The sequence below is a fragment of the Nocardioides sp. REDSEA-S30_B4 genome (assembly GCF_001627265.1).
GTDB lineage: Bacteria > Actinomycetota > Actinomycetes > Propionibacteriales > Nocardioidaceae > Nocardioides.
The window spans coordinates 14,326-37,903 of record NZ_LUPI01000033.1; the positions used below are offsets into that span (position 1 = coordinate 14,326).

Sequence of the window (23,578 nt, forward strand, 5' to 3'; positions counted from 1 at the left end):
GCATCGTCACCACCACGCTCCTGGGGCGTGCGGCGGTCGAGCTCGTGCCCGCCGGAGACGGGGCACTCGAGGCGGGGGACACGATCCCCGTCGAGCGCACCGATGCGCCCTACAGCATCACCAGCGCTCTCAATCGGCTCACCACCGAGAGCGGGGAGATCGACAAGGCCGCCCTCCAGCGCGCCATCGACCAGGCCTCGGGCGTCCTCGAGGGTTCGCGGGACTCCGTCGGCCCCGCCCTACGCGGCATCACCGACATCTCCCGTGCGATCGCTGCCAACGACGAGCAGCTGGCCACCTTGTTGGATCGTGCCACTCGGGTCACCGACGTCCTGGCCGATCGCGACCAGGAGATCGCGTCACTGCTGACCGCGGGTGAATCGCTCTTCGCCGAGCTGGACGCGCGTCAGCGTGTCATCGAAGCGCTGCTGGAGAGTGCCCAGATGCTCGCGGATCAGCTGCAGGGCGTCCTGGAGGAGAACACCCAGGTCATCGGTCCCGCGCTGAGGCAGCTCAACAGCATCGTCGAGGTCCTGAACCGCAACCGCAAGGCGATCCAGGACACCCTGGTCGGTCTGCGGGGCTACGCCACTGCGTTCGGCGACGCCGCGTCGACCGGTCCGTGGTTCGACGCCTACATCCAGAACCTCACCGACCCTGCCACCTTGGCGCCCATCCTGTCTGGAATCCTGCCGTGACCGACATCTCCAAACGCGGCCTCGTGCGCCGCCTCGCCGTCCTCCTCGTCCTGGGCCTGCTCGTGGTATCGACCGCGACGCTCATCCGTGGCGGTGACACGACGATCAACGCGACCTTCACCAGTGCCGAGGGGCTCTACGTCGGAGACGACGTACGAGTGCTGGGCGTCCCAGTGGGCACCGTCAGCCAGATCACCCCGTCGGAGACGGGTGTCGAGGTGGAGCTCATCATCGAGGATGACCAGCCGATCCCGGCCGACGCACGGGCGGCCATTGTCTCGCCCAGTCTGGTCAGTGGGCGGTTCGTCCAGCTGGAACCCGCCTACGTCGGGGGCCCGCAGCTGTCGGACGGTGCTGAGATCAGCGTTGAACGCACCGCGGTCCCCGTCACCTTCGACGACGTCAAGCAGCAGCTGACCGACCTGACCGGCGCACTCGGACCCCAGGAAGGTGCCGATCGCGGCGCCCTGGGGCGTGCTGTCGTCGCGCTGGACGGGAGCCTGGCGAATGGCAACGCCCTGGAGCTGCGACGAGCCATCGCGGGGCTGCGAAACGCTACCGCGGCCCTGTCTGACCCCAGCTCCGACCTCTTCACCACCGTGGCTAACCTCGACACTTTCACACGTGCCCTGGCAGTGAACGACCAGGCCGTGCGTGGGTTCGCCGAAGAGATCGACGCCGTAGGTGAGGTCCTCGAGCGCAACCGGTTGACGCTGACCGCGGTGCTACGCGATCTTTCGGCGACGCTGCGGACCACGCGCGACTTCCTCGACACCAACCGAGCGGGCATCTCGACCGCGGTCCGCCGGGTGAACCTGCTCTCGGCAGCCCTGGCCGACCGCTCGGACGCGCTGGCGGGGTCCCTCCACCTCGGCACCAACGCGCTCATCAACCTGGCGAACATCGTCGAAGGATCCGCGCTGAAGGGGCGCGCCACCCTCAGCGCGCTGGACAGCCTTCCGCAGCTGCTGTGCGGGGCGATCCTGGGTGCGGGGGGCACCGCAGCTCAGTGTGACAAGGTGCTCAGTCCGATTCTCGAGGCTCTGGGTCTGGAGAGCTTGGACCAGGGCCTGGTCCCGGGCATCAACGTGGGCGAGCCTGGTGACGGTGACGACGTCCCGATCCCCGGGCTGGCGGGCGTCGAGATCGACCTCTTGCAGACCCTCGGAAGTCTGCTCACCGGCACCAACGGAGGCACGCCATGACGACCCGCTCCATGCTCAGGCGACGAGGCGCACACATGCGGCTGACCGCCGCCGGTACGCTGCTCGCCTGCCTGGCCACGGGATGCTCGCTCCAGCCGAACGAGAACACCTTGCCCGGCCAGGTGGCCACCGGGTCCGACGGCTACGGGGTCACCGTGCGCTTCGAGGCCGTGGAGAATCTCGTCCCGAACTCCCAGGTGCTCCTGGACGACGTCGTCGTGGGAACGGTGACGGCCATCAGGGTGGATGACTGGCACGCCGTGGCCGACCTCCGGCTCTTGGACTCGGTCCCGATCAGCGACCGGGCCAGGTTCACCATCGGACAGAAGACGCTGTTGGGCGCGCAGTACGTCGACATCGACTCCCCGCCCGTCGATGCCGCCGCCTCGCCCGTGGGACTGCTCGGTGACGGGGACGAGGTGCCCTTGTCTCGCACGGGCCAGGCTCCGGGCACCGAGCAGGTCCTCGCCGGCGTAGCCCTGCTGCTCAACAACGGCGGCCTCTCGCAGATCAGCACCATCACCAGCGAGCTGACCACGGCGCTGGACGAGCGGCAGCTGGACGCCCGCGACCTCGTCACGCGGTCCAACGAGCTGTTGACAGTGCTCGATGACACCAAGGGAGAGATCATCAACACGCTGGAGTCGCTCGAGAGCCTGAGTCGGGGCCTTGCCGACGACCGCGAGGTCATCGCGCGGGCCATCGACGAGGTGGGTCCGGGTCTGGAGGCGTTGGAGCAGGAGCGGGCGCGTCTGGTGGACGCCGTCACCACCTCGGGGCGAGCCAGCACGAGAGCTGTCGGTGTGATCCAGGCCAGCCAGGAGGCGATCCTGGCCAACCTCGACTCCCTGGGGCCCATCCTCAGTCAGCTCGGCAAGACGGCGACCCGACTCCCCGAGGCGCTCAAGATCGCGATCACGGTCCCCTTCCCGGCCATGACCACGGAGAAGACGCTTCGAGGCGACTACTCCAATCTCTTCGCCACGATCGACGTCAGCGCCCAGAGCCTCGCCGACCTGCTGCTCGGCACTGGTCAGCTCCCGTCCCTCCAGTCAGGGGATCCGTTGACTGACCCCCTGCAGCAGTCTGGAGGCAACGGCAACAGTGGTCAGGGAGGCCCGCGCGCCGAGGACGCCGAGGGGGGCAGCGGGTCGGGCGCCGACGGGAAGCCCCCCGTTGAACCGGACGATGGCCGCGGCGAGGGCGACGGGGCCTGCCTGCTCGGACTCCTGGGTGACTGCTGATGATCCTGACGACCCTGATCAAGCGACAGCTCCGCATCTTCGCGGTCCTCACGCTCGTGGCGCTGTTCTTCGCCGTGGTGGTCTACGCCCGCGTGCCGGCCCTGCTAGGTGTCGGCGTGTACGAGGTGCGCGCCGAATACGCTGACGCCAGCGGGCTCTACCCGAAGGCCATCGTCACCTATCGAGGCGTCCAGGTCGGCGAAGTGGCTGACCTCGAGGTGGGGGACGGCGGCGCGGTGGCTGACCTGCGCATCGACGACGAGCATGACATCCCGGCCACCGTGGTCGCGGAGCTCCACAGCACCTCCGCCATCGGGGAGCAGTACGTCGACCTGGTGCCCGCGCCCGGGGAGGACGCCGGGGAGGACTCCGCCTCGTTGGGGGAGGGAGATGTGATCCCGGTGGAGCGGACCGTCGAGATGCCCCAGATCACTCCGGTGCTGGAGTCCGTCAACGACCTCCTCGCGTCCGTGCCCCGCGCGCGGACCCGTCGCGTGCTCGACCAGGTCGACCAGGGTCTGGCCGGGAGCGGTCCCGACCTGGCCGGCACGATCGAGAACGCCGACAGCCTCCTCCGCACCGCGCAGGATCGACTGGCTGTCACGACGTCCCTGATCAGGACTGCCCAGCCGGTCCTGGGTACCCAGCAAGCCCTGCGGGGGACCACCCTCAGCTATGCCCAGTCCCTCGCGGCCTTCACCAGCGAGCTCGCTGGGCGGGATCGTGACCTCCGCGCCCTGCTGTCGCAGGGGCCGGCCGGGCTGCGAGCCGCCACCGAGTTGGTGAACGACCTCCAGCCGACGCTCCCTCTGCTGGTCACCAACCTCACGACCAACGCTGAGGTGCTCAACACCTACCTGCCGCAGATCCAGGAGGGTCTGGTGTACTACCCGGTGACCGTCGCGCGGCTGCAGTCCGCCATCAACCCGCGCGCAGAGTTCGGTGACGTCAACCTCGACCTGCGCGCCAACGTGAACAACCCGCCGGCCTGCTCACAGGGCTACCTGGCGGCGTCGGAACGTCGCGATCCCTCGGTCGCGCAGTTCCGTGACGTCGACCTCCTGGCCCACTGCACGGTGCCCGAGGCGGACCCCAAGTCCGTGCGCGGGGCCCGGTTGCTGCCCTGCCCCCAGGGAGGCGGGCGCGGACCCCTGCCCTCCTCGTGCGGCTTGGACTTCGGGAAGGGGGTCTGGCCGGAGGGCGCCGGCCCTTCGGGCCGACGTGACCTGAGCCGCGGCGTGACCGTCGGTGGCGACGCCTCCATGGAGCTGCCGGCCGAGCAGGGATGGCAGGCGCTCGTCCTCGGCCCGGTGAGCGTGCGATGACTGAAGAGCGGGACGGTTCGGAGCTCACGCCCTCAGCGGACTCCAGGCCTCGCGGGCGGCGCACCGCCGTCGTGAGGACCTTACTGAGCGCAGTCCTGGTCGCCGCGCTCGCACTCGCGGTCGAGCGGGGCCTCGCCTGGCGTGACGCTGAGCGGCGCGAGCAGGCGCGCGCCGATGTGGTGGAGGCAGCCGGGGACGAGGTGGTGGGTCTGATCACCATCAGTGCTCGTACGACGGACGAGGATCTCGAGGAGCTGATCGAGGGGGCCACAGCGACTTTCCAGGACGACCTGCGTGAGCAGGCCGACCGCCTGCGTCAGGAGGTCGTGGAGAACGAGGTGGAGGCGACCGGCGAGGTCGTCTCGGCCGGCGTGGTGAGTCTGGAGGACGAGGAGGCCACGGTGATCGTGGCGGCGCGTGGCACGGTTGACAACCGCAGTGCTCGGCAACCCGAGCCGCGGAGTTACCGCCTCGAGGTGGAGCTGCAGCGCGTCGAGGACTCGTGGTTGGTCTCGGCATTGAGGTTCGTCGCATGACCTCGCGCGCACATACGAGGGATGCCCCCTCACTGTCCCTCGCCCCGGGTGCCGGCCGCCCGCCGCGTCGTCGAGTGGAGCTGCTTCTCGTGGTGCTGGCTGTGGTGGTCGCGACCGCAGCGGGCGCGGCCGCCTGGCGCGTCGACCAGCTTGAGGACCGCGACTCCGCCGCCCGTGACGCTGTGGCCGCCGTCCGCGAGCGCGTGCCGCTGCTGCTGAGCTATCGCTACGCCACGCTCGAGGAGGACCTTGACACGGCGTTGGACCAGACGACCGGTGCCTTCACCGACGAGTACGGCGACCTCATCGACGAGGTCGTGCGCACCGCGGCGACGCAGCGTCGGATCATCACCGAGGCGAACGTCAACGCTGCTGGGGTCGTCTCGGTCGACAGCGACGAGGAGGTCGTGGTGCTCGTCTTCCTGACCCAGTCCACCACGAGCCGAAGCTCGCCCGATCCAGTCGTCAGCGGAAGCAGGGTCGAAGTCACCATGCGTCGGGTGGGCTCCGCCTGGTTGGTCGCAGGACTCGACACCCGATGACGGTGGCCACTCCGGTGGTCGTCACCACCACCGAAACGATGGGAGAACGCTGACATGGGCGTGGAGATCAAGGTCGAGCACCTGAGCAAGTCTTTCGGCAAGCAGCTGATCTGGGGGGATGTCTCGCTGACGATCCCGGCTGGGGAGATCAGCGTGATGCTGGGTCCCTCCGGCACCGGCAAGTCGGTGCTGCTCAAGACCATCATCGGGCTGCTGAAGCCCGACCAGGGCTCGATCATCATCGAGGGCACCGACCTGGCCACGTGCTCGGAGAAGGAGCTCTACGAGATCCGCAAGCTGTTCGGGGTGCTGTTCCAGGACGGTGCGATGTTCGGCTCGATGAACCTCTACGACAACATCGCCTTCCCGCTGCGTGAGCACACCAAGAAGTCGGAGTCGGAGATCCGCGCCATCGTGATGGAGAAGCTGGACCTGACCGGTCTGCTGGGGACCGAGGACAAGCTGCCCGGCGAGATCTCCGGCGGCATGCGCAAGCGTGCCGGCCTGGCCCGAGCGCTGGTGCTGGACCCCGAGATCGTGCTCTTCGACGAGCCCGACTCCGGCCTCGACCCGGTCCGCACAGCGTTCCTGAACCAGCTGATCATCGACCTCAACGCCCAGATCGACGCCACGTTCCTCATCGTCACCCACGACATCAACACCGCGCGCACGGTGCCCGACAACATCGGCCTGCTCTACCACAAGCACCTGGCGATGTTCGGCCCGCGCGAGATGCTGCTGGCCTCGGAGGAGCCGGTGGTGCGTCAGTTCCTCAACGCCCAGCGCGTCGGCCCGATCGGCATGTCGGAGGAGAAGGACGCCGACGAGTTGGCGGCCGAGGTCGGCCAGGAGCTGCCGCCGTTGCCGCCGATCCCGATGCAACTCGAGCCCTCCAACGGCATCCCCCGGCGCTCCCAGCGCGAGCCGGGCGCCTGGTGCCGCGAGCACGGCGTGACCCCGCCGCCGGGCTCCTTCGGCAGCGAGGTGGCGACGGCCTCAGACCCTCGCACTCCAGCGGAGGCCACTCGACGCACCGGCGGTCGGCCTACGCCCGCCGTCGTGTGACAGCACAGCGAACCAGGCCTTTCCAGACACCGTCACCGACCTAGAGGAATGCTCATGAACCCCCCTTCGGTCTCCACCCTGGAGATCCGCCGCCCCGCCGACGGCCGTGCACTCCGATCGATTCCGATCGTCGACGGCGACCGCGTGCGCTCCGCGGCCCTGGAACTGCGTGAGGCACAAGTCGCGTGGCACGACATCGGTCCCGCGGCGCGCGCCTCGTGGCTTCGCAAGTGGCGCGGATGGATCCTCGACCACACCGACGAGCTCACCGACCTGCTCGTCGCAGAGACCGGCAAGGTCCGCCCGGATGCCCTGGTGGAGACGACCGGCTCGTGCGAATTCATCTCCTTCTACGCCGATCATGCCAAGGAGTTCCTCGCCCCTGAACGAGTCGGGGCAGGTGGGTTGCTCAGCCTCCCGAAGCGATTGACCCGCAGTTATCGACCCTACCCGTTGGTCGGACTGATCATCCCGTGGAACTTCCCGATCACTCTGTTCCTGATGGACGCAGCGCCCGCGCTCGCAGCAGGGTGTGCGGTGCTCACCAAGTCCTCGGAGATGACCCCGCTGACCTGCGCGCGCGTCATCGAGGGGTGGCAGGAGATCGGGGCCCCGCCGGTCCTGCGACACGTCGCCGGGGCAGGGGAGACCGGTGAAGCCGTCGTAGAGGCCGTCGACTTCGTCCAGTTCACCGGCTCGACGTCGACCGGCCGCCGGGTGGCCACGCGTTGCGCCGAGCTGCTCAAGCCGGTCAGCCTGGAGCTGGGAGGCAAGGACGCAGCCATCGTGCTCGAGGACGCCGACCTGGATCGGGCCGCACACGGGATCGTCTGGGGCGGGATCTTCAACTCCGGTCAGGTCTGCATCTCGGTCGAGCGGGTCTACGTAGTGGACGAGGTCTACGACCGGTTCGTCGAGAAGGTGTCCGCGGCGCTCGAATCGTTGAAGCAGGGGTCTCGGGCCCGCGACGACGTCGGTGCCATGGTGACCCTCGGGCAGGTCGACACGGTCGAGCGGCACGTACGGGAGGCCGAGCAGTCCGGCGCACGCGTGCTCGTGGGCGGGGCGAGGGGCAAGGAGGGGAACTTCTTCGCTCCCACGCTCCTCGTCGACGTCGATCACAACATGACGTGCATGACCGAGGAGACCTTCGGGCCGACGCTGCCTGTCATGCGAGTCTCCGACGAGGCCGAGGCCGTGGCCCTGGCCAACGATTCCGAGTACGGGCTCTCGGCGACCGTGTGGACACGTGACGTCGCCCGCGGTCGCCGTATCGCCGGCCAGCTCGAGGTCGGCGCAGTCAACATCAACGACGTCTTCAGCAACCTCTTCGCTGTGGAGCTACCCCACAGTGGCTGGAAGTCCTCGGGCCTGGGAGCACGCCTCGGCGGCGCGCAGGGTCTGCGCAAGTACTGCCGGGTCCAGGCCATCACCGAGCCGAGGTTCCCGCTGACCACTAAGGAACTCACCTGGTACCCGTACTCCGCACGGCGTACGGCAATCGCCGCCCGAGTGCTGCGCCTGGCCGCCGGCCGTGGCCTGCGCCAGCGACTCGGGCTTTGAAAGGAACAGCAGCCATGACGACAACGAACGCGCGACGAGTGGTCGCCATCACCGGGGGTGCCCGGGGAATCGGCTACCACACCGCAGAAGAGCTCATCCGGCGCGGACACCGGGTGGCTATCGGCGACATCGACGAGCGCCAGCTCAAGGTGGCCGCCGAGGAGCTGGGCCTCGACGTCGCGGTGCGTCTTGATGTGACCGACCCGGCGTCCATCGAATCGTTCCTCGACGTGACCGAGGAGGCGCTGGGGTCCGTCGACGTCTTCATCAACAACGCGGGCGTCATGCCGACGGGGCACGTGCACGAGGAGGCCGACGAGGTCACCCGTCGGCAGGTGGAGATCAACGTGCTGGGAGTCATCTTCGGTACCAAGATCGCCCTGCAGCGGATGCTGCCCCGGCGCCACGGCCACATCATCAATACTGCCTCATTGGCCGGGGAGCTCCCGGTCCCGGGGCTCGCGACCTACTGTGGCACCAAGTTCGCAGTCATCGGGTTCACAGAGGCCGCCCGGCAGGAGTACCGCAGGTCGGGCATCACGCTGTCCACGGTGCGTCCGACCTTCACCAACACTGAGCTGGTCTCGGGGACGAGCGGGGCGAAGGGCATGCGCAACGCGGAGCCGCAGGAGATCGCGCGCGCTACCGCCGACCTCATCGAACGCCCGCGACCTTTCGTGCGAGTTACACGTGTCGCGGGGACGATGGTGGCGGCGATGAAGTTCGTTCCCGACCGGGTCGCAACCCAGCTCGGGGCGATGCTCGGGACCGACACCGTCTTCCTCGACCGCGTAGATGCCGCGGCGCGTCAGGCCTACGTGGAGCGGATCGGTCGCAGCTGATGCCACCGGCGTAATCTCGCGTCACGCAGCCATCCGGGACGACCGCGAGCCACGCCGCTCGTGGTCGTCTCCAGCCCCCGGCCTAACTCCGGTTCTGGTCTCCCTCGGTGAGGGATGCTGCCGGGTGAGTGAAGGCCGGCCGCCCGGCCTTGATGGGGGACAGCTGCTGGTAGTCGGCGCCCAGCGGGGGACGTTCGTCCGGCTGGCCCCTATTGGGCCACAAGGAGGCGGCCCGCTCAGCCTGCGCGGTGATCGTCAGCGAGGGGTTGACGCCCAGGTTCGCCGAGATGCTGGAGCCGTCGACGACGAAGATCCCGTCGTGGCCGTAGAGGCGGTGGTAGGGGTCGATGACCCCCGTGTCCGGGGTGTCCCCGATGGCGCACCCGCCGATGAAGTGAGCGGTCATCGGGATGTTGGCGATCTCCCCCGTGGATCCGCCGGCCACGCCGTTGATCTTTTCGGCGACGCGACGGGTGGCCTCGTTGCCCACGGGGATCCAGGTGGGGTTGGGTGCTCCGTGGCCGGGTCCCGAGGTGATCGTGTGGCGACCGAGGAGGTTCCTCTTCGACCGCACCGTGATGGAGTTGTCCAGCGTCTGCATCACCAGCAGGATCACCGTCCGCTCCGACCACCGTCGTGGACTGAACCAGGTCAGGTGCGAGGGCTGGGTGGCGATCGTTCGCAGCCAGCGCCACCACCGGGGGCCGCGGCCGTCCCCATCGGTGAGGGCGGTCTGAAGCAGGGACATGGCATTGCTGCCTTTGCCGTAGCGAACCGGCTCGATGTGGGTGAACTCATCGGGGTGGATCGAGGATGTGATGGCCACGCCACGCGTGAAGTCGCTGGATGGATCGCGGGACTTCGCCCCGAGGATTGATTCGGAGTTGGTGCGGGTCAGCGTGCCTAGCCGGTCGGAGATGTTCGGCAGGGAGCCAGTGGCCTTGAGTCGGTGGAGCAGCTTTTGGGTGTTGTAGGTGCCCGCTGCGAAGACGACCTGGTTGGCCGTGAATGACTGCCGGTTGCGGCGCCGGCGCACGGACCTGCCGGTGCGGACGGCGTCGACGACGTACCCGCTTCCCCTGCGCGGGCGCACGTCGACCACGGTGGTCAGGGGATGTAGTTCAGCCCCGAGCTTCTCCGCGAAGTACAGGTAGTTCTTGTCCAGGGTGTTCTTCGCCCCGACCCGGCACCCGGTCATGCACGACCCGCACTGGGTGCAGCCGGTGCGGCGCGGCCCCGCCCCGCCGAAGAACGGGTCGGGCACCTCTTTGCCGGGCTCTCCGAAGAAGACGCCTACGGGGGTGAGCGTGAAGGTGTGCTCCACACCCATGTCGCGCGCGACCTCGCGTAGCACCTCGTCCGAAGGCGTCACGTGGGGGTTCTGCGTGACACCCAGCATCTGCCGTGCCGTCCGGTAGTGCGGATCCAGCTCGGCGTGCCAGTCGGTGATATGCGCCCACTGTGGATCGTTGAAGAACGGGGCAGGGGGTTGGTAAAGGGTGTTCGCGTAGTTGAGCGACCCTCCACCGACTCCGGCGCCCGCCAAGATGACGACGTCGCGCAGCAGGTGGATACGCTGAATGCCGAAGCAGCCGAGCCGTGGCGCCCAGATGAACCGACGGGTGTCCCAAGACGAGGCGGGCAGGTCGTCGGTGTCGTAGCGCTTGCCCGCTTCGAGCACCCCGACGCGGTATCCCTTCTCCGCCAAACGCATGGCGGTTACCGAGCCGCCGAAGCCGGAGCCGATGATCAGCACGTCGTAGTGGGTCGAGGTCATGGGATGTGGAACCTTTTCGTGAGGGGGCGACATGAGCGGCGCACGAGAGCGGAAGGTCCGCCGATCTGACGGATCTGCGTGCAGTAAGGCTTCCGCCTACGAGAGCAGAGTGAAGCCGAAGGGATCGGGCAGCAAGCGCCGACGGCTGCAAGACCCATGTGGGTCACCCCCGACGCGGGGAGCGGCGACGCGGATGGCACACCCGGTAGAAGAAGTCGACTCGCTGGTTCATGTCACTCCTTTCAGACGATGACTGTCGAGGCTGTCACGCCGGCGGAGTCGGCGTCTTGTGCTCTCGTCCAACGCTGAGGCCCCCGGCGGGGCTCGGCGCACAACACCCGGCCCGCCGGCTCCCGCTCCGGCGGTGCCGCCGGAGCGGGGCCAGTCCTCACAGGGACCGGCTGATGATCTCCTTCATGATCTCGGAGGTGCCGGCGTAGATCTGCGAGACGCGCATGTCGGCCCAGATGCGGGCGATCGGGTACTCGTTCATGTACCCGTAGCCGCCGTGCAGCTGGAGGCAGGTGTCGGCGACGCGCTGCGCCCGCTCCGAGCACCACAGTTTCACCATGGCAGCGGTGGGGATGTCCAGACCCCCGGCGAGGTGGAGCTGGATGCACTCGTCGACGAAGGACCGTGCGACGCGAGCCTCGGTGGCAACTTCCGCCATCTTGAACTTCGTGTTCTGGAACCCCCAGATCGGCCGACCGAAGGCGCTCCGGTCATGCACGTAGGTCATCGTCTCGGCCAGGCAGAACTCCATGGCTGCGACGTTCGAGACCCCTACGAGCAGCCGCTCCTGGGGGAGCTGCTGCATGAGCTGTAGGAAGCCCTGGCCCTCGGTGAGGCCAAGCAGGTTGGTGACCGGGACACGAACGTTGTCGAAGAAGAGCTCCGAGGTGTCCTGTCCCTTCATCCCGATCTTGTCCAGCACCCGACCGCGGGAGAAACCCTCCGCGCTGGTGGGGACGAGCATCAGCGAGATACCGGCGGCGCGGTCGTCGGGATCGGTCTTGACCACGGTGAGCACCAGGTCGGCCTGCGAGCCGTTGGTGATGAAGGTCTTTGAGCCGCTGACAAGGTAGTCGTCACCCTCGCGCACCGCCTTGGTCTTGATGTTCTGCAGGTCCGAGCCGGTCCCGGGCTCGGTCATCGCGATCGCTCCGACGACCTCGCCGGACGCCATCTTGGGCAGCCAGTGCTGCTTCTGCTCCTCGGTGCCGTATGCGAGCAGGTAGTGGGCGACGATCCCGTTGTGCAGGGACGCTCCCCAAGAGCTGTCGCCGACCCGTGCCTGCTCCTCGATCAAGATGGCCTCGTGGGCGAAGGTGCCACCGCCGCCGCCGTACTCCTCGGGGATCGACAGGCAGAGCAGACCGACGTCACCAGCGCTGTTCCACAGTTGCCTGTCGACGTGCTTGTCGGCGATGAAGGTCTCGATGTGTGGCTTGATCTCCTTCTCGCAGAACGTGCGTGCAAGGTCACGGACGTCGTCGAGGTCGTCGTCCATCCAGGGGGAGCGGCGAGTGATCACGGGGAGCCTCCAGCGAATCGGGTACAGGATGTACCCATTCGACCATGGCGATGGTGCTGGGTACAAGGTGTCCCATTGAGCGCAGCCCGACCTGGTCAGGTCCGGCCCCTCGGCGCCCCGGGCGTAGGCTGCGGTCTGTGGTCGAGGTAGGGCGATGGGTGGATTCGACGGTGCGGCGCCGGTCTTCCCGCGATGATGAGGTCCGCGACCGCCGGCGGCGTCACGTGGCCAACGCTGCTCTGCAGGTCGTCGACGAGACGGGCGCGGACGCGGGCACGGCACTGATCGCCGAGCGGGCTGGGATCCCGAGGCCGCATGTCTACCGCTACTTCGCCAGCCGCGAGGACCTCGATAACGAGGTGGTCCGCCTTGCCGCGCAGGACCTCATCCAGCGGGTCCGCCCGCACCTGGCTCGGCGGGGCACGCCCGGACAGGTCGTCGAGGGGCTGGTGCGCGCCTGCGCGACTTGGGCGGACGCCCACCCCCATCTCTACCGCTTCCTGGCGGCTCGGGGGCAGAGCCGGACCATGCACCGCTCTCGGATGGGTCGTTCGCGTCTGCTGGACGAGATCGCCGTCGCGGCACGGGGGTACACCAAATCGGGGGGCGAGTCGTTCCCTGAGGGCATCCTGGTTGGCGTGATGGGGATGGTCGACGCCACGGTCATCTGGTGGCTCGACCAGCGCGACGAGACCCTGGACGTGATGGTGCGGCGTCTCTCGCGCCACGTCACCCTGGTGCTGCAGGACGCCTTAGCCGCCCACGACATCCACCTCGACCTGGCGGTTGAGCTGGAGCCCTTCGTCGGCGAGTGAGTCAGGAGCGCCTCGCGGGACTGCCCTGTTCGAAGTGCTCGACGTCAACGATGACGAACGTGGCGTGCGCTATCGCGACCTGCCGGCCGCTCTCGTCCGCGGCTGCAGCGTTCACGTGGAGCCGCCGTCCTGCCCGGTCCCGGATATGCGCGGTGAACTCGTAACTCACCCCCAGCAGCACCGGACGGAGGTACTCCACGGTCAGCGACCTCGTCACGGCGAGCTCGCCGACGCGGTAGAGGAGGAATCCGAACAGGTCGTCGAAGGCGGCGGCGACCAGGCCGCCGTGAGTGATCCCCGGTGCTCCCTCCTGGCGATCGTCGAAGCGGTGCACCGCGCTCACGCCGTGCTCGGTGGCGTCGACCTCTAGGGCGAGTCCGGCGGGATTGTCCTTGCCGCATCCCGCGCAGGTGGGGGAGTGGGAGGGCAGGCGGCCCACCGTCGTCGGTGCGGGCCGCGACATGGACCGGATCCATGCATCCAGCGTCGACGCCGTGCCCTCGTCGAGACGCATCTCGTGGCTCGGGGTAGGGGGCTCGGTGTCGTGACCGCCTACTAGCGCATCACTCATCGGGGGCTCCTCGGAATCCAAAACCACAGTGGCATCGAAACATCCTTACATGTTTGTCCTCGCGAGAGACGAAACGGCCATTGATGTCTACAATGGCTGAGATGCGAACGACCTCTACCCTCCAGCGCCGCCCGATCCATAATGACCGACGTGGCCTCGCTTGGTGGCTGGCGGTGGCGGTCTGCAAGCCAGTCCTGGTGGTGCTGCGTCGCCCGGACTGGCGCGGGGTCGCGGGCATCCCCCGGGTGGGCGGAGCGGTGCTGGCCGCCAACCACGTCTCGCACCTCGACCCGTTGCTGGTCGCGGAGATGGTCCTGGCTGAGGGGCGGGTGCCGCGGTTCTTGGCCAAGGACAGCCTCTTCAACAAGCCGGTCGTGGGCAGGTGGTTCCGTGCCGCCGGCCACGTCTCGGTCGACCGCGCCGCCGGCCGCGCGGGGTACGACGACGCGGTCCGCGCGGCGCGCCACGGGCGGCTCCTCTTGGTGTACCCCGAGGGTTCCATCACCAAGCGGAAGGATGGTCTGCCGATGACGATGAAGTCGGGGGCGGTGCGGATCGCTCTGGAGGCATCGGTACCGCTCGTGCCGGTGGCCCAGTGGGGGGCACAGGAGATCCTGCCCGCCTACAGTTGGCAGTTGCGCTGGGCGTGGCGGCGGCGTGTCGTCATAGTCGTCGGACCTCCGGTCCCGCTGGACGACCTGCGGGACCTGGAGTCGGCCCGTGCCATCGAGGTGGGTCGTCGGCGGCTCGAGGACACCCTCTCTGCGATGGTGTGCGAGCTGAGCGGACCCGACACGCCGCCGCAGTGAGTTGGGCGTTCACGCCCGGAAGCGGGGATCCTGGGGGCGCGGGGTGTCGGAGCCGCGCACCATGGCGGGACCGTAGGTGTCCAGCAGCGTCGCCATGAGCTCGTCGAACGGCAGGTCCGCGAACATGCCTCGTTCGCGGACGTACTCCATGTGACGTCGGCCGGCGCCGTCGGCTGCGTGGAGCAACGCATCCCGCGACCCGTCGAACTCCAACGGGGGTACGCCAAAGCGACGGCACAGCTCGGAGTTGAAGGCCGGCGACCCCTTGCGCCACTGGCCGTCGACATACACCGCGCTCCATCCGTGGAACACGAACAGATCGGTGCCCATCAGCTCCAGCAGAGCCGCGCTGTTGAGGTGATTGCGCACGTCGGAGAACCCGAGTACGGCCGGGATTCCCGCAGCGCGCAGGCTCGCGGTGAGCAGCACCGCCTTGGGCACGCACCACGTGGGGCCACCGTCGAGGATCGCGCTGGCGTGGTAGTCCAGGGGCTCGGCGGTGACGCTGTAGGGGTCGTATCGGAGTCGGTCGCGTACGGCCGCGAACAGCAGCGCGATGCGCTCTCGTGGATCGCGGACACCCCGCACGACGGACTCGGTGAAGTCGCGGACTTCGGGGTGGTTGCTGTCGACGAACCGGCTCGGGTCGAGGGCCTCCCGAGGGTCGAGCTCGCCCCTCATCAGGCGCCGGTCCGGAGGTCCTGGCGCGCCCCTGCGATCTCGAGAGCGGTGACGAGGTCCCGCTCGAGCGAGGGGAGTACGGCGGCCGCGCGAGCTGCCTGCTCCACCCGCCCTCGTGCTGGGCCGTCCTGACGGGCCAGCGATGCGACCAGGGACCATGTCTCCGCGCACAGGTGCGCGGCGGCGGCAACCTCGTTCGCCCGCCCGTCCCCGGTCAGGCGCGCGATGTCGTCGGCGCCGCTGGACAGCAGTCGGCGAAACAGCCCGCCGCCGGTGCCGGCCTTCTCGACGAAGGCGCTGAGTGCTTGGAGGACCAGGTCCAGGATGTCGTCGGGGAAGACCTCCGGCCATCCTGCGAGGTCCTCGGCGAAGAGGTCGACGGCGGCCAGCCCGGTGGCCCCGACGGCCGAATCCCTCCCGGTGACGATAGAGCTGCCGGTGGAGGTGGTCATCGCCTCCGCCGCCTGGGCGAACGCCGTCTGCGCGATCTCGGCCAGGTCGGGCAGCCGGTCGGGCCAGGCGATGTCGAAGTAGGTGTGACGCGTCGGGACCGGGAACCCCTGGGAGGAGCGGGCTCGGGCCAGTGCCGAGTAGGGCACGAGCTGCACCTCGTCCCGGTCGTTGTCGACGACGTGCGCGACCTGCTGCTCGTCGTCATAACCGATGACGACGATGTCGTGGCGACTCATCTGCAGGCGTACGCGGAGGTAGGGAAGCTCCGCGATGTCGGCCCACACCAAGGCGGGACGGCCCTCGCGCACGGCGTCGCGCACCCACGCCCAGCCCTCCTGTGGGTCATCCGTCGCATGCACGGAGACCTCGGCGCCCAGCCGCATCGGGAGGTCCGTCTCCAGGTCGCCTCCCCGCCCGACGAGGTACACCGGCGGCATGAGTGCCGCGTCCCTGACGTACGAGAGATCCAAGGCGCCGCTCAAGGCAAAGACGAGGCCTTCGTCAGGGGGGCCCTCCCAACCGAGTCCGGCCCACTCCAGGAGGTCCCGCATGGCTCCGGAGCCGCAGTGCCCGCCGCGTCGGTGCGGGTACTCGACCACTTCGGTGTCGCTCGAGTTGACCATGAGGCTTCCTTCTGGAGACAACTAGTGACTTTTGTTCAACCTAAGGCACCGCGCTGAGAATGTCATCACGCGGCCCAGCTAACGCGTGTCCAAAGTCGGACATTGTCGATACTCTGTCCACCGTGTCGTCCCCCTCCATGCGAGAGCGCTACCGCGAGCACGTTCGTGCAGCGGTGCTGGAGACTGCCCATGACCTGATCGCTGAGCGGGGCTGGGAGCGGGTGCGCATGGGCGAGATCGCCGAGGCGGTCGGCGTCTCGCGCGCACTGCTGTACAAGGAGTTCGGCGACAAGCCCGGTTTGGGAGAAGCCGTCGTCCTGAGGGAGGCGGCGCGATTCATCGAGGGCATCGAGAACGTGCTCGCGCATCACGGCTCCGACGCTTCAAGCGGCCTCGCGGCGTCGGTGGGCTTCGTGCTGGAGGAAGCCGAGAACAGTCCCTTGCTCAGAGCGGTCCTGATCTCCAACCGCGATTCCCCACCACCCGCCACGGGCATCCTCCCCCTCCTCACCACGTCTGCGCAGCTGTTGGAGCTCGCCTCCGGCTCCCTGGCCCGATGGCTCACCTCTCACGTGGCCGGTTTGCGGGCGGATGAGGTGTCTGACGCCGCCGAAGCCCTGGTGCGGCTCACCGTGAGCCACCTCGCCCTACCGACCAGGTCCCGGGCGGACACCGCCCGGAAGATCACGGAGGTGGGACTCAGGTGCCTCGGGCTTCCCATCACGCCGGAGCAGGGAATCGCGACGTGACGGTTGGGCGGTGTCCAGCGGTCTAAGCGACGCTCATGCTGCTGCCGGGTTGGCGAGCTGTTCGGCCAGCGCTTGGGCTGGGGTCTTCAGGTCCAGGGTAGGGCGGGGTCGGGCGTTGAGCTTGGCGGCGATGGTGTCGAGGTCCTTGGCGGTGAACCGGGACAGGTCGGTGCCTTTGGTCAGCCAGTGCCGCAGGAGCCGGTTGGTGTTCTCGTTCGATCCGCGTTGCCACGGCGAGTGGGGGTCGCAGAAGTAGATCGGCATGTCGAGCTTGAGGGTGATGTCGCGGTAGCGGGCCATCTCGACTCCGCGGTCCCAGGTCAGCGACTGCCGCAGCTGTTCGGGCAGCTTTCCCATCTGCTTGATCATCGCCTCGGCCACGGAGTCGGCGTCGTGGCGACCGGGTATGTGCAGCAGCATCACGAACCGGGTGGTGCGCTCGACCAGGGTCCCGACCGCAGATCCGTTGGCGGTCCCCACGACCAGGTCGCCTTCCCAGTGACCCGGGACCGCACGGTCCTCCACAATGGCGGGGCGCTCAGCGATCGTGAACGCCTCGCGGTACAGCTTCCCGCGCCCATCGACGGTGCCGCGGGGCTTGCGTTGGATGCGGCCGGTCGAGAGCTGTTTGGCCAGCTCACGACGCAGACCACCGCGGCCCTGGACGTAGAGCGCCTGGTAGATCGTCTTGTGGCACACGCGCTCCATCTTCGGTCGCCCGGGCTCGTGGCGCAGCACCGTGGCGATCAGCTGCGGTGACCACCCGTCCGCCGAGCCACCCCTCGATCGCGGTGCACAACCGCGGGTTGCCGGCGAGCTTGAAGGCCTTCGGGCGCCGTCGACGTTCGTGAGCCGAACGGTGGGCGACCTTGTGGTGGTAGTGCCCGGCCGGGCCGGCGTTGCGGGCCAGCTCGCGCCCGACCACCGAGTGGTGGCGACCGACCAGGACACCGATCTCGCGCAGCGACATGCCCCTGGCCCGGCACACCGCCATCACCGCGCGATCGGCCTCACTCAACGGCCGACGGCCACCGGGCCCCGCAGTGCCTGGCGTCGGCGGCGCTGGGCACCCGCGTAGTCCTCCGGTGCGACCGGTGTTGAACAGCTCTTTGGGAAAGTCCACGGGAGCGAACTTCGCCCACCACCGCAGCCCAGGACCGAACGACACCCCCAACCGGCGGTTGGCTTCCATGTAGGCCACGCCTTCAGCGATCAGCCCCAGGAGCTCATCGAGCTCGAGGCCACCGAACGCATTGGTGCCGCACCGTATGAGCGCACCGAGGACCGTGTCACCGAGCGCAACGGCCACCGGCCCCGGATGCTGACCACCAAGGCCGGCGACGTCGAGCTGCGAATCCCCAAGCTGCGCAAGGGGTCGTTCTTCCCGATCATCCTCCAGCCTCGCCGCCGCATCGACCAGGCGCTCTACGCGGTGGTGATGGAGGCCTACGTCCACGGCATCTCGACCCGCAGCGTCGACGACCTGGTCGAAGCGATGGGCGGCACCGGGGTCTCGAAGTCGGAGGTGTCGCGGATCTGCGCGGGCCCGGACGAGACCGTCGGCGCGTTCCGCACTCGCACGCTGGACCACGTCGAGTTCCCCTACATCTACCTGGATGCGACCTACCTCCACGTCCGCAACGCCCCAGGCAAGGGCGGGCAGGTCGTGTCGATGGCCGTCGTCGTCGCCACCGGCGTCACCGCCACCGGGGAGCGGGAGATCCTCGGCCTCGACGTCGGCGACAGCGAGGACGAGGTCTTCTGGCGCAGCTTCCTGCTCAGCCTCAAGCAACGCGGCCTGGCCGGTGTGCAGCTCGTCATCAGCGACCAGCACTCCGGCCTCGTCGCAGCCCTGAATAGGGCGTTCCAGGGTGTCGCGCACCAGAGGTGCCGGGTCCACTTCGCGCGTAACCTCCTCGCGCACGTCCCCAAGGTCCAGGCCGAGCTCGTGGCCACCGCGTTCCGGATGATCTTCGCCCAGCCCACCGCCGAGGACGTCCACGCGGCGTGGGACAAGACCCGCGACGAGCTCGCCGCCCGGTTCCCCAAGCTCGGTCCCCTGATGGACGATGCGAAGGCCGAGGTGCTGGCGTTCACTGCGTTTCCGCGCGAGCACTGGCGCAAGATCTGGTCCACTAACCCCCTCGAGCGGATCAACAAGGAGATCAAGCGCCGCTCCCGGGTCGTGGGCATCTTCCCCAACGCCGCCGCGGTCATCCGGCTCGTCGGAGCGGTGCTGATCGACATGCACGACGAGTGGATCGCCGGTGACCGCCGCTACCTGTCCGAGGGGTCCATGGCCAAGCTCTACGACACCAGCGATACTGACTCCGTCGCCGCCATCGAGAGCAGCGACGCGTAGGCACCGAGGATCACCTCAAAGCCCACCACCCCGCGGGGCTCAGTCAAGACTCCTGGTTCCATAGCCGGCACGTTCGAGTTCGTTGCCATCATCAAGCCCCTCCTCGCGGCGTTGACGGACAGTTGGTCTACGGGCACCTATGTCCGACGGCGGCGTGGGAGCGATCACGTCGATGGAGATGATGTGGCAGCAAGATGACTCGGGCATCGCCGCGGTGGTCGCCGAGCTGTGCGATGCCAGGCTGGTGGGTGGGGCAACCGACACGGGTTGCGACCTAACAGGAAAGGTCCCTGCGGACCGTGTGGCAGGGGATGGGGCTCCCGAAATTTGTACCGAATTTGTAACAGAAGAGCGGCTACCAACAGCAAACGCCGCCGAACGACCAAAAGGTCGCTCGGCGGCGTTTGTGCAGGTCAGCGGCTGTTCTTTGCGGTCGTTCGGCGTTGCTGAATGACCGCAGCCGGAGGCCCGGTTAGATGTCGTAGTAGAGCTCGAACTCGTGCGGGTGCGGGCGCAGCTGCACGGGGGCGATCTCGTGCTCACGCTTGTAGCTGATCCAGGTCTCGATCAGGTCGGGCGTGAAGACGTTCCCCACGGTGAGGAAGTCGTGGTCGGCCTCGAGGGCGTCGAGCACGGCACCGAGGCTGGTCGGCACCTGCTCGATCTCGGCCATCTCGTCCGGCGGGAGCTCGTAGATGTCCTTGTCGATCGGAGCGGCGGGCTCGATCTTGTTCTTGATGCCGTCGACACCGGCGAGCATCAGGGCCGCGAAGGCGAGGTAGGGGTTCGCCGACGGGTCCGGGAAGCGGGTCTCGACGCGCTTGGCCTTGGGGTTCGACCCGGTGATCGGGATGCGGACCGAGGCCGAGCGGTTGCGCGAGGAGTAGACCAGCGAGATCGGCGCCTCGTAGCCGGGCACCAGGCGGTGGTAGGAGTTCACCGTCGGGTTGGTGAAGGCCAGCAGCGCCGGGGCGTGCTTGAGGATGCCGCCGATGTACCAGCGGGCGGTGTCTGAGAGGCCGCCGTACCCGGTCTCGGAGTAGAACAGCGGGTCGCCGTCCTTCCACAGGGACTGGTGGACGTGCATGCCCGAGCCGTTGTCACCGAAGATCGGCTTCGGCATGAAGGTGACCGACTTGCCGGCCTCCCACGCGGTGTTCTTGATGATGTACTTGAACTTCATCACGTCGTCCGCGGCCTTGAGCAGCGTGTCGAACTTGTAGTTGATCTCCGCCTGGCCGGCGGTGCCGACCTCGTGGTGGGCGCGCTCGACGAGCAGGCCGACGTCCTCGAGGTTCTTGACCATGTCGTCACGCAGGTCGCCGTAGTGGTCGTACGGCGCGACGGGGAAGTAGCCGCCCTTGAAGCGGGTCTTGTAGCCGCGGTTGTCGCCCTCCTTGCCGGAGTTCCACCACCCCTCCTCGGAGTCGATGTGGAAGTACCCCTCGTTGGGGCCGGTGGAGTAGCGCACCGAGTCGAAGATGTAGAACTCGGCCTCGGGGGCGAAGAACGCCGTGTCGGCGATGCCCGTGGTCGAGAGGTAGGCCAGCGCCTTGCGCGCGATGTTGCGCGGGTCGCGGGAGTAGGCCTCGCCCGAGATCGGGTCGTGGATGAAGAAGTTCAGCGCGAGGGTCTTCGCACGACGGAACGGGTCGATGTAGGCCGTCGTCGGGTCCGGGAACAGAGCCATGTCGGACTCGTTGATCGCCTGGAAGCCGCGGATCGAGGACCCGTCGAAGGCCAGACCGTCCGTGGCGACCGACTCGTCGAACGAGGACACCGGGACCGTGAAGTGCTGCATGATGCCGGGAAGGTCGCAGAAGCGGATGTCGATCATCTCGACACCCTCGTCCTTCACGTACTTGAGGAGCTCCTCGAAGCTCTGGAACATTCGTCCTCCTGAGGCCGTCCCAGCACGGGGCAGCCGGCCGATCGGTGAAGAGTGGTCAGCCCTCGGCGACATTGCCTCAGACTTGCGCCCCCACCCTAGGAGGGGTGAGGTTTCTCGACCGTATCGGAAGTGTTTCGCCGACGTAACAGCCTGTCCGGAAGCGGGGCCCCCTCGAGGCGGCTCCTAGGGTGTACGCCGTGAGCAGCTCCCCGCGCCCGTCCTCGGCGCAGTCCCCGGTCGTGCCAGAGGCGGCGTCCTGGCCGCGTCGGATGGTCGCGCTGGCCGTGGACTGGTTCGCCTGCCTGCTGGTGGTCGGCCTGTTCACCCCGGTGTACGGCGCCGACGCCGGCTCGGCCTCGGGGTTCGTCGTCCTCGGTGTGTTCGTCCTGGAGTCCGCGCTGCTCACCGCCACCATCGGCGGGTCCTTCGGCCAGGTGGCCACCCGGTTGCGGGTCGTCCGGGTCACCGGCGACGCCCGCCCGGTCGACCTGCTGCCCGCCGTGCTCCGCCAGGTGCTGGTGGCGCTGGTGATCCCGCCGCTGGTCTTCAAGCCCGACGGGCGCGGTCTGCACGACCTCGCCTCGGGCACCGTCTGCGTGACACTGCAGACCGCCCGGGGGCAGTGAGTCGTAGGCTCGGGTCATGCGCACCCGACTCGCCGCCCTGGCCCTGACCCTGCCGCTCGGCCTCGCGGCGCTCACCGCCTGCGAGGACGACACCTCCGCGTCGACGGACGCGAGCGTCGGCTCCGGGACCGGCGACTCCGGCGACGCCGGTGACTCCGGCGACGCCGGTGACTCCGACGGCGAGCTGCCCGACGTCGCCGAGGGCGAGGAGATCAGCGCCGAGGAGCTCAGCGCGCTGATGATCTCCGCCTTCGAGAAGGCCACCACCGCCGACCTGGTGATGTCCATGACCGCTGGCGGCCAGGACATCGACGTCACCGGCCAGGCCGACTACACCAGCGACCCGGTCTCGATGCGCATGGAGATGTCGGGCATGGGCGGCACCGGCGACATGGAGATCATCGTCGTCGACAACGCGATGTACATGAAGCTCGCGGTGATGAGCGACAAGTTCCTCAAGCTCGACCTCGACGACCCCGACAACCCCGTCGGCGGCTCCTTCACCGGCCAGCTCGACCCGCGCGCGCAGGCCGAGGTGATGGAGGAGGGCCTGCAGACGGCGACGTACGTCGGGCAGGAGGAGGTCGAGGGCGAGACCCTCGACCACTACACCGCCGTCGTCGACTCCACCGCGATGCTCGAGCAGATGGAGGGCGCCGCCGACGTCGCCGGCCAGCTGCCCGAGACCATCACCTACGAGCTGTGGCTCACCGACGAAGGGCTGTTCCGCCTGATGGAGGTCGACATGGGTGCGGTCGCCGGCGAGGTGCTGATGCGCTTCGAGGACTGGGGCACCGACGTCGACATCGAAGCACCGCCGGCGAGCCAGGTCACCGACATGTCCGACATGTCCGACATGGACGGGATGATGGGCAACTAGGTCTCGACAGGCTCGACCAACGAAGCGGTCGGCTCGACCAACGAAGCCGGTCAGCGCCCGCGCATCTGGCCGCGCATGCCCTTCATGCTGGTCGGGATCGGACCCTTGGGCAGCGGCAGCGTTCCGCGGGTGGCGTCGAGCGCCTTGATGCGGTTGAGCACGTCGGTCATGTCGGCGGGACGCAGCTGGCGCTTCATCTTCTGCAGGTGGCGCATCAGCTTCGGCAGCGGCACCTCGCCCTCGCCGCGGCCACACACGACCTCGTGGATCGGCACGTCCGAGGCCACGCGCTCGTGCTTGCGGCGCTCGGAGGCCATCAGGGTGCGCACCCGGCTGGGCTGACCCTCACCGACGAGCACGATGCCGGGAGGACCGACGACGCGGTGCACGACGTCCTGCTGCTTGGTGAAGCCGACGGCGGGGTCGACCTTCCAGCCGCGCTTGAGCACGTTGAGGGCCGCGGCGGCCGCACCTGGCTGACCCTCCATCTGGGAGTACGCCGCCGTCTGGGCCTTGCGGCTGAAGACGATGAGGACCGCGAGCGTGCCGAGGAGCAGACCGCCGACGACCGAGAGGATCCACTCGATGACGCCGCTGCCGGGCAGGATCTTGAAGAGCGTGAAGCCGATGGCACCGGCGAGCAGGAGGGTGCCGAGGAGGACCAGACCGATGCGCGGGTAGGTGCGCTTGGTGATCCGGTAGGTCTCCGCGATCTGCTGGCGGCGGTTCATGGCACCGGGGGTGGCGGGGGTGTCGCTCTTGGCCATCGGTGGGGCAAGCCTCGTCT

General features: G+C 68.3%; 23 protein-coding genes and 2 pseudogenes. 16 read left to right on the top strand and 9 right to left on the bottom strand.

Annotated elements, in window-relative coordinates:
• Positions 1 to 44 precede the first annotated feature (44 nt).
• The 9 genes from A6R01_RS08605 to A6R01_RS08645 all read left to right on the top strand — a co-directional run bounded on the left by A6R01_RS08605 (position 45) and on the right by A6R01_RS08645 (position 9,020).
• A complete protein-coding gene (locus tag A6R01_RS08605) occupies positions 45 to 698 on the top strand; it encodes an MCE family protein (protein WP_292605038.1) in 654 nt (217 codons plus the stop codon).
• Complete coding sequence (locus tag A6R01_RS08610; protein ID WP_179616244.1) at positions 695 to 1,903, top strand: MCE family protein; 1,209 nt, start codon at positions 695 to 697, stop codon at positions 1,901 to 1,903. Before A6R01_RS08605 ends, A6R01_RS08610 begins: the two co-directional genes overlap by 4 nt.
• 35 nt (positions 1,904 to 1,938) lie before the next feature.
• Positions 1,939 to 3,147 (top strand): MCE family protein, encoded by a 1,209-nt coding sequence (locus A6R01_RS08615; RefSeq protein WP_179616245.1) that lies wholly within the window; start codon positions 1,939 to 1,941, stop codon positions 3,145 to 3,147.
• Complete coding sequence (locus A6R01_RS08620; RefSeq protein ID WP_179616246.1) at positions 3,147 to 4,472, top strand: MlaD family protein; 1,326 nt, start codon at positions 3,147 to 3,149, stop codon at positions 4,470 to 4,472. The genes A6R01_RS08615 and A6R01_RS08620 overlap by 1 nt, the downstream gene beginning before the upstream one ends.
• Before the next feature lie 71 nt (positions 4,473 to 4,543).
• Entirely contained in the window at positions 4,544 to 5,008 is a 465-nt protein-coding gene (locus tag A6R01_RS08625; RefSeq protein ID WP_179616247.1) for a hypothetical protein, read from the top strand.
• A gap of 74 nt (positions 5,009 to 5,082) precedes the next feature.
• Positions 5,083 to 5,550: a hypothetical protein gene (locus tag A6R01_RS08630; RefSeq protein WP_180923658.1), complete on the top strand. Its 468-nt coding sequence runs from the start codon at positions 5,083 to 5,085 to the stop codon at positions 5,548 to 5,550.
• 54 nt (positions 5,551 to 5,604) lie between these two features.
• Positions 5,605 to 6,615, top strand: coding sequence for an ABC transporter ATP-binding protein (locus A6R01_RS08635; RefSeq protein ID WP_292605039.1), 1,011 nt, complete (start codon positions 5,605 to 5,607; stop codon positions 6,613 to 6,615).
• A gap of 54 nt (positions 6,616 to 6,669) precedes the next feature.
• The gene (locus A6R01_RS08640; protein WP_292605040.1) at positions 6,670 to 8,178 is read left to right on the top strand and encodes an aldehyde dehydrogenase family protein; all 1,509 of its coding nucleotides are present in this window, start codon (positions 6,670 to 6,672) and stop codon (positions 8,176 to 8,178) included.
• A 14-nt stretch (positions 8,179 to 8,192) separates the two neighbouring features.
• On the top strand, positions 8,193 to 9,020 hold the full coding sequence (locus tag A6R01_RS08645; protein WP_292605041.1) for an SDR family oxidoreductase: 828 nt from the start codon (positions 8,193 to 8,195) through the stop codon (positions 9,018 to 9,020).
• 82 nt (positions 9,021 to 9,102) lie between these two features.
• Here the strand turns inward: A6R01_RS08645 and A6R01_RS08650 are convergent, their stop codons facing one another.
• Both A6R01_RS08650 and A6R01_RS08655 read right to left on the bottom strand, forming a co-directional pair.
• Positions 9,103 to 10,797, bottom strand: a complete 1,695-nt coding sequence (locus A6R01_RS08650; RefSeq protein ID WP_292605042.1) for a GMC family oxidoreductase — start codon at positions 10,795 to 10,797, stop codon at positions 9,103 to 9,105.
• A 388-nt stretch (positions 10,798 to 11,185) separates the two neighbouring features.
• Complete coding sequence (locus A6R01_RS08655; protein WP_292605043.1) at positions 11,186 to 12,331, bottom strand: acyl-CoA dehydrogenase family protein; 1,146 nt, start codon at positions 12,329 to 12,331, stop codon at positions 11,186 to 11,188.
• A gap of 137 nt (positions 12,332 to 12,468) precedes the next feature.
• Here A6R01_RS08655 and A6R01_RS08660 point away from each other — a divergent pair, with 137 nt between their 5' ends.
• Complete coding sequence (locus tag A6R01_RS08660) at positions 12,469 to 13,146, top strand: TetR/AcrR family transcriptional regulator (protein ID WP_292605044.1); 678 nt, start codon at positions 12,469 to 12,471, stop codon at positions 13,144 to 13,146.
• Position 13,147: 1 nt separating this feature from the next.
• Here A6R01_RS08660 and A6R01_RS08665 read toward each other — a convergent pair whose 3' ends face one another.
• A complete protein-coding gene (locus tag A6R01_RS08665; RefSeq protein ID WP_292605045.1) occupies positions 13,148 to 13,660 on the bottom strand; it encodes a PaaI family thioesterase in 513 nt (170 codons plus the stop codon).
• Positions 13,661 to 13,818: 158 nt separating this feature from the next.
• Here A6R01_RS08665 and A6R01_RS08670 point away from each other — a divergent pair, with 158 nt between their 5' ends.
• Positions 13,819 to 14,526, top strand: coding sequence for a 1-acyl-sn-glycerol-3-phosphate acyltransferase (locus A6R01_RS08670; protein ID WP_292605046.1), 708 nt, complete (start codon positions 13,819 to 13,821; stop codon positions 14,524 to 14,526).
• A 9-nt stretch (positions 14,527 to 14,535) separates the two neighbouring features.
• Here A6R01_RS08670 and A6R01_RS08675 read toward each other — a convergent pair whose 3' ends face one another.
• Both A6R01_RS08675 and A6R01_RS08680 read right to left on the bottom strand, forming a co-directional pair.
• Positions 14,536 to 15,207, bottom strand: coding sequence for a transglutaminase family protein (locus A6R01_RS08675; RefSeq protein ID WP_292605047.1), 672 nt, complete (start codon positions 15,205 to 15,207; stop codon positions 14,536 to 14,538).
• Positions 15,207 to 16,283, bottom strand: a complete 1,077-nt coding sequence (locus A6R01_RS08680) for a BtrH N-terminal domain-containing protein (RefSeq protein ID WP_292605048.1) — start codon at positions 16,281 to 16,283, stop codon at positions 15,207 to 15,209. Before A6R01_RS08680 ends, A6R01_RS08675 begins: the two co-directional genes overlap by 1 nt.
• 122 nt (positions 16,284 to 16,405) lie before the next feature.
• On the opposite strand from A6R01_RS08680, the gene A6R01_RS08685 reads away from it, so the two are divergent.
• Positions 16,406 to 17,032 (top strand): TetR family transcriptional regulator, encoded by a 627-nt coding sequence (locus A6R01_RS08685; protein WP_234411075.1) that lies wholly within the window; start codon positions 16,406 to 16,408, stop codon positions 17,030 to 17,032.
• Between the two features lie 33 nt (positions 17,033 to 17,065).
• On the opposite strand, the gene A6R01_RS08690 is transcribed toward A6R01_RS08685, so the two are convergent.
• A complete protein-coding gene (locus A6R01_RS08690; RefSeq protein ID WP_292605049.1) occupies positions 17,066 to 17,983 on the bottom strand; it encodes an IS30 family transposase in 918 nt (305 codons plus the stop codon).
• A pseudogene (locus A6R01_RS18270) lies at positions 17,943 to 18,224 on the bottom strand (helix-turn-helix domain-containing protein); the annotation flags it as partial. The pseudogene A6R01_RS18270 and the gene A6R01_RS08690, both read right to left, overlap by 41 nt.
• 27 nt (positions 18,225 to 18,251) lie before the next feature.
• On the opposite strand from A6R01_RS18270, the pseudogene A6R01_RS08695 reads away from it, so the two are divergent.
• Together A6R01_RS08695 and A6R01_RS08700 are read left to right on the top strand one after the other, a co-directional pair.
• Positions 18,252 to 19,394 (top strand): annotated as a pseudogene (locus A6R01_RS08695) (IS256 family transposase); the annotation flags it as partial.
• A gap of 139 nt (positions 19,395 to 19,533) precedes the next feature.
• On the top strand, positions 19,534 to 19,848 hold the full coding sequence (locus A6R01_RS08700; RefSeq protein WP_292605050.1) for a hypothetical protein: 315 nt from the start codon (positions 19,534 to 19,536) through the stop codon (positions 19,846 to 19,848).
• Between the two features lie 18 nt (positions 19,849 to 19,866).
• Here A6R01_RS08700 and glnA read toward each other — a convergent pair whose 3' ends face one another.
• Positions 19,867 to 21,285 carry a type I glutamate--ammonia ligase gene (glnA, locus tag A6R01_RS08705; RefSeq protein ID WP_292605051.1) on the bottom strand — a complete coding sequence of 473 codons (1,419 nt, stop codon included), beginning with the start codon at positions 21,283 to 21,285 and terminating at the stop codon, positions 19,867 to 19,869.
• Between the two features lie 197 nt (positions 21,286 to 21,482).
• Here glnA and A6R01_RS08710 point away from each other — a divergent pair, with 197 nt between their 5' ends.
• The gene (locus tag A6R01_RS08710) at positions 21,483 to 21,911 is read left to right on the top strand and encodes an RDD family protein (protein ID WP_292605052.1); all 429 of its coding nucleotides are present in this window, start codon (positions 21,483 to 21,485) and stop codon (positions 21,909 to 21,911) included.
• A 16-nt stretch (positions 21,912 to 21,927) separates the two neighbouring features.
• Positions 21,928 to 22,791 carry a DUF6612 family protein gene (locus A6R01_RS08715; protein ID WP_292605053.1) on the top strand — a complete coding sequence of 288 codons (864 nt, stop codon included), beginning with the start codon at positions 21,928 to 21,930 and terminating at the stop codon, positions 22,789 to 22,791.
• 50 nt (positions 22,792 to 22,841) lie between these two features.
• Here A6R01_RS08715 and A6R01_RS08720 read toward each other — a convergent pair whose 3' ends face one another.
• A complete protein-coding gene (locus A6R01_RS08720) occupies positions 22,842 to 23,558 on the bottom strand; it encodes a DUF4191 domain-containing protein (protein WP_292605054.1) in 717 nt (238 codons plus the stop codon).
• Positions 23,559 to 23,578 lie beyond the last annotated feature (20 nt).

Bases quoted from the DNA above. Each gene is read 5' to 3' on its own strand.
- A6R01_RS08615 (WP_179616245.1), top strand. From the start codon at position 1,939: ATGCGGCTGACCGCCGCCGGTACGCTGCTCGCCTGCCTGGCCACGGGA.
- A6R01_RS08620 (WP_179616246.1), top strand. From the start codon at position 3,147: ATGATCCTGACGACCCTGATCAAGCGACAGCTCCGCATCTTCGCGGTC.
- A6R01_RS08635 (WP_292605039.1), top strand. From the start codon at position 5,605: ATGGGCGTGGAGATCAAGGTCGAGCACCTGAGCAAGTCTTTCGGCAAG.
- A6R01_RS08640 (WP_292605040.1), top strand. From the start codon at position 6,670: ATGAACCCCCCTTCGGTCTCCACCCTGGAGATCCGCCGCCCCGCCGAC.
- A6R01_RS08645 (WP_292605041.1), top strand. From the start codon at position 8,193: ATGACGACAACGAACGCGCGACGAGTGGTCGCCATCACCGGGGGTGCC.
- A6R01_RS08650 (WP_292605042.1), bottom strand. From the start codon at position 10,797: ATGACCTCGACCCACTACGACGTGCTGATCATCGGCTCCGGCTTCGGC.
- A6R01_RS08665 (WP_292605045.1), bottom strand. From the start codon at position 13,660: ATGCGTCTCGACGAGGGCACGGCGTCGACGCTGGATGCATGGATCCGG.
- A6R01_RS08670 (WP_292605046.1), top strand. From the start codon at position 13,819: ATGCGAACGACCTCTACCCTCCAGCGCCGCCCGATCCATAATGACCGA.
- A6R01_RS08675 (WP_292605047.1), bottom strand. From the start codon at position 15,207: ATGAGGGGCGAGCTCGACCCTCGGGAGGCCCTCGACCCGAGCCGGTTC.
- A6R01_RS08680 (WP_292605048.1), bottom strand. From the start codon at position 16,283: ATGGTCAACTCGAGCGACACCGAAGTGGTCGAGTACCCGCACCGACGC.
- A6R01_RS08700 (WP_292605050.1), top strand. From the start codon at position 19,534: ATGTCCGACGGCGGCGTGGGAGCGATCACGTCGATGGAGATGATGTGG.
- glnA (WP_292605051.1), bottom strand. From the start codon at position 21,285: ATGTTCCAGAGCTTCGAGGAGCTCCTCAAGTACGTGAAGGACGAGGGT.
- A6R01_RS08715 (WP_292605053.1), top strand. From the start codon at position 21,928: ATGCGCACCCGACTCGCCGCCCTGGCCCTGACCCTGCCGCTCGGCCTC.
- A6R01_RS08720 (WP_292605054.1), bottom strand. From the start codon at position 23,558: ATGGCCAAGAGCGACACCCCCGCCACCCCCGGTGCCATGAACCGCCGC.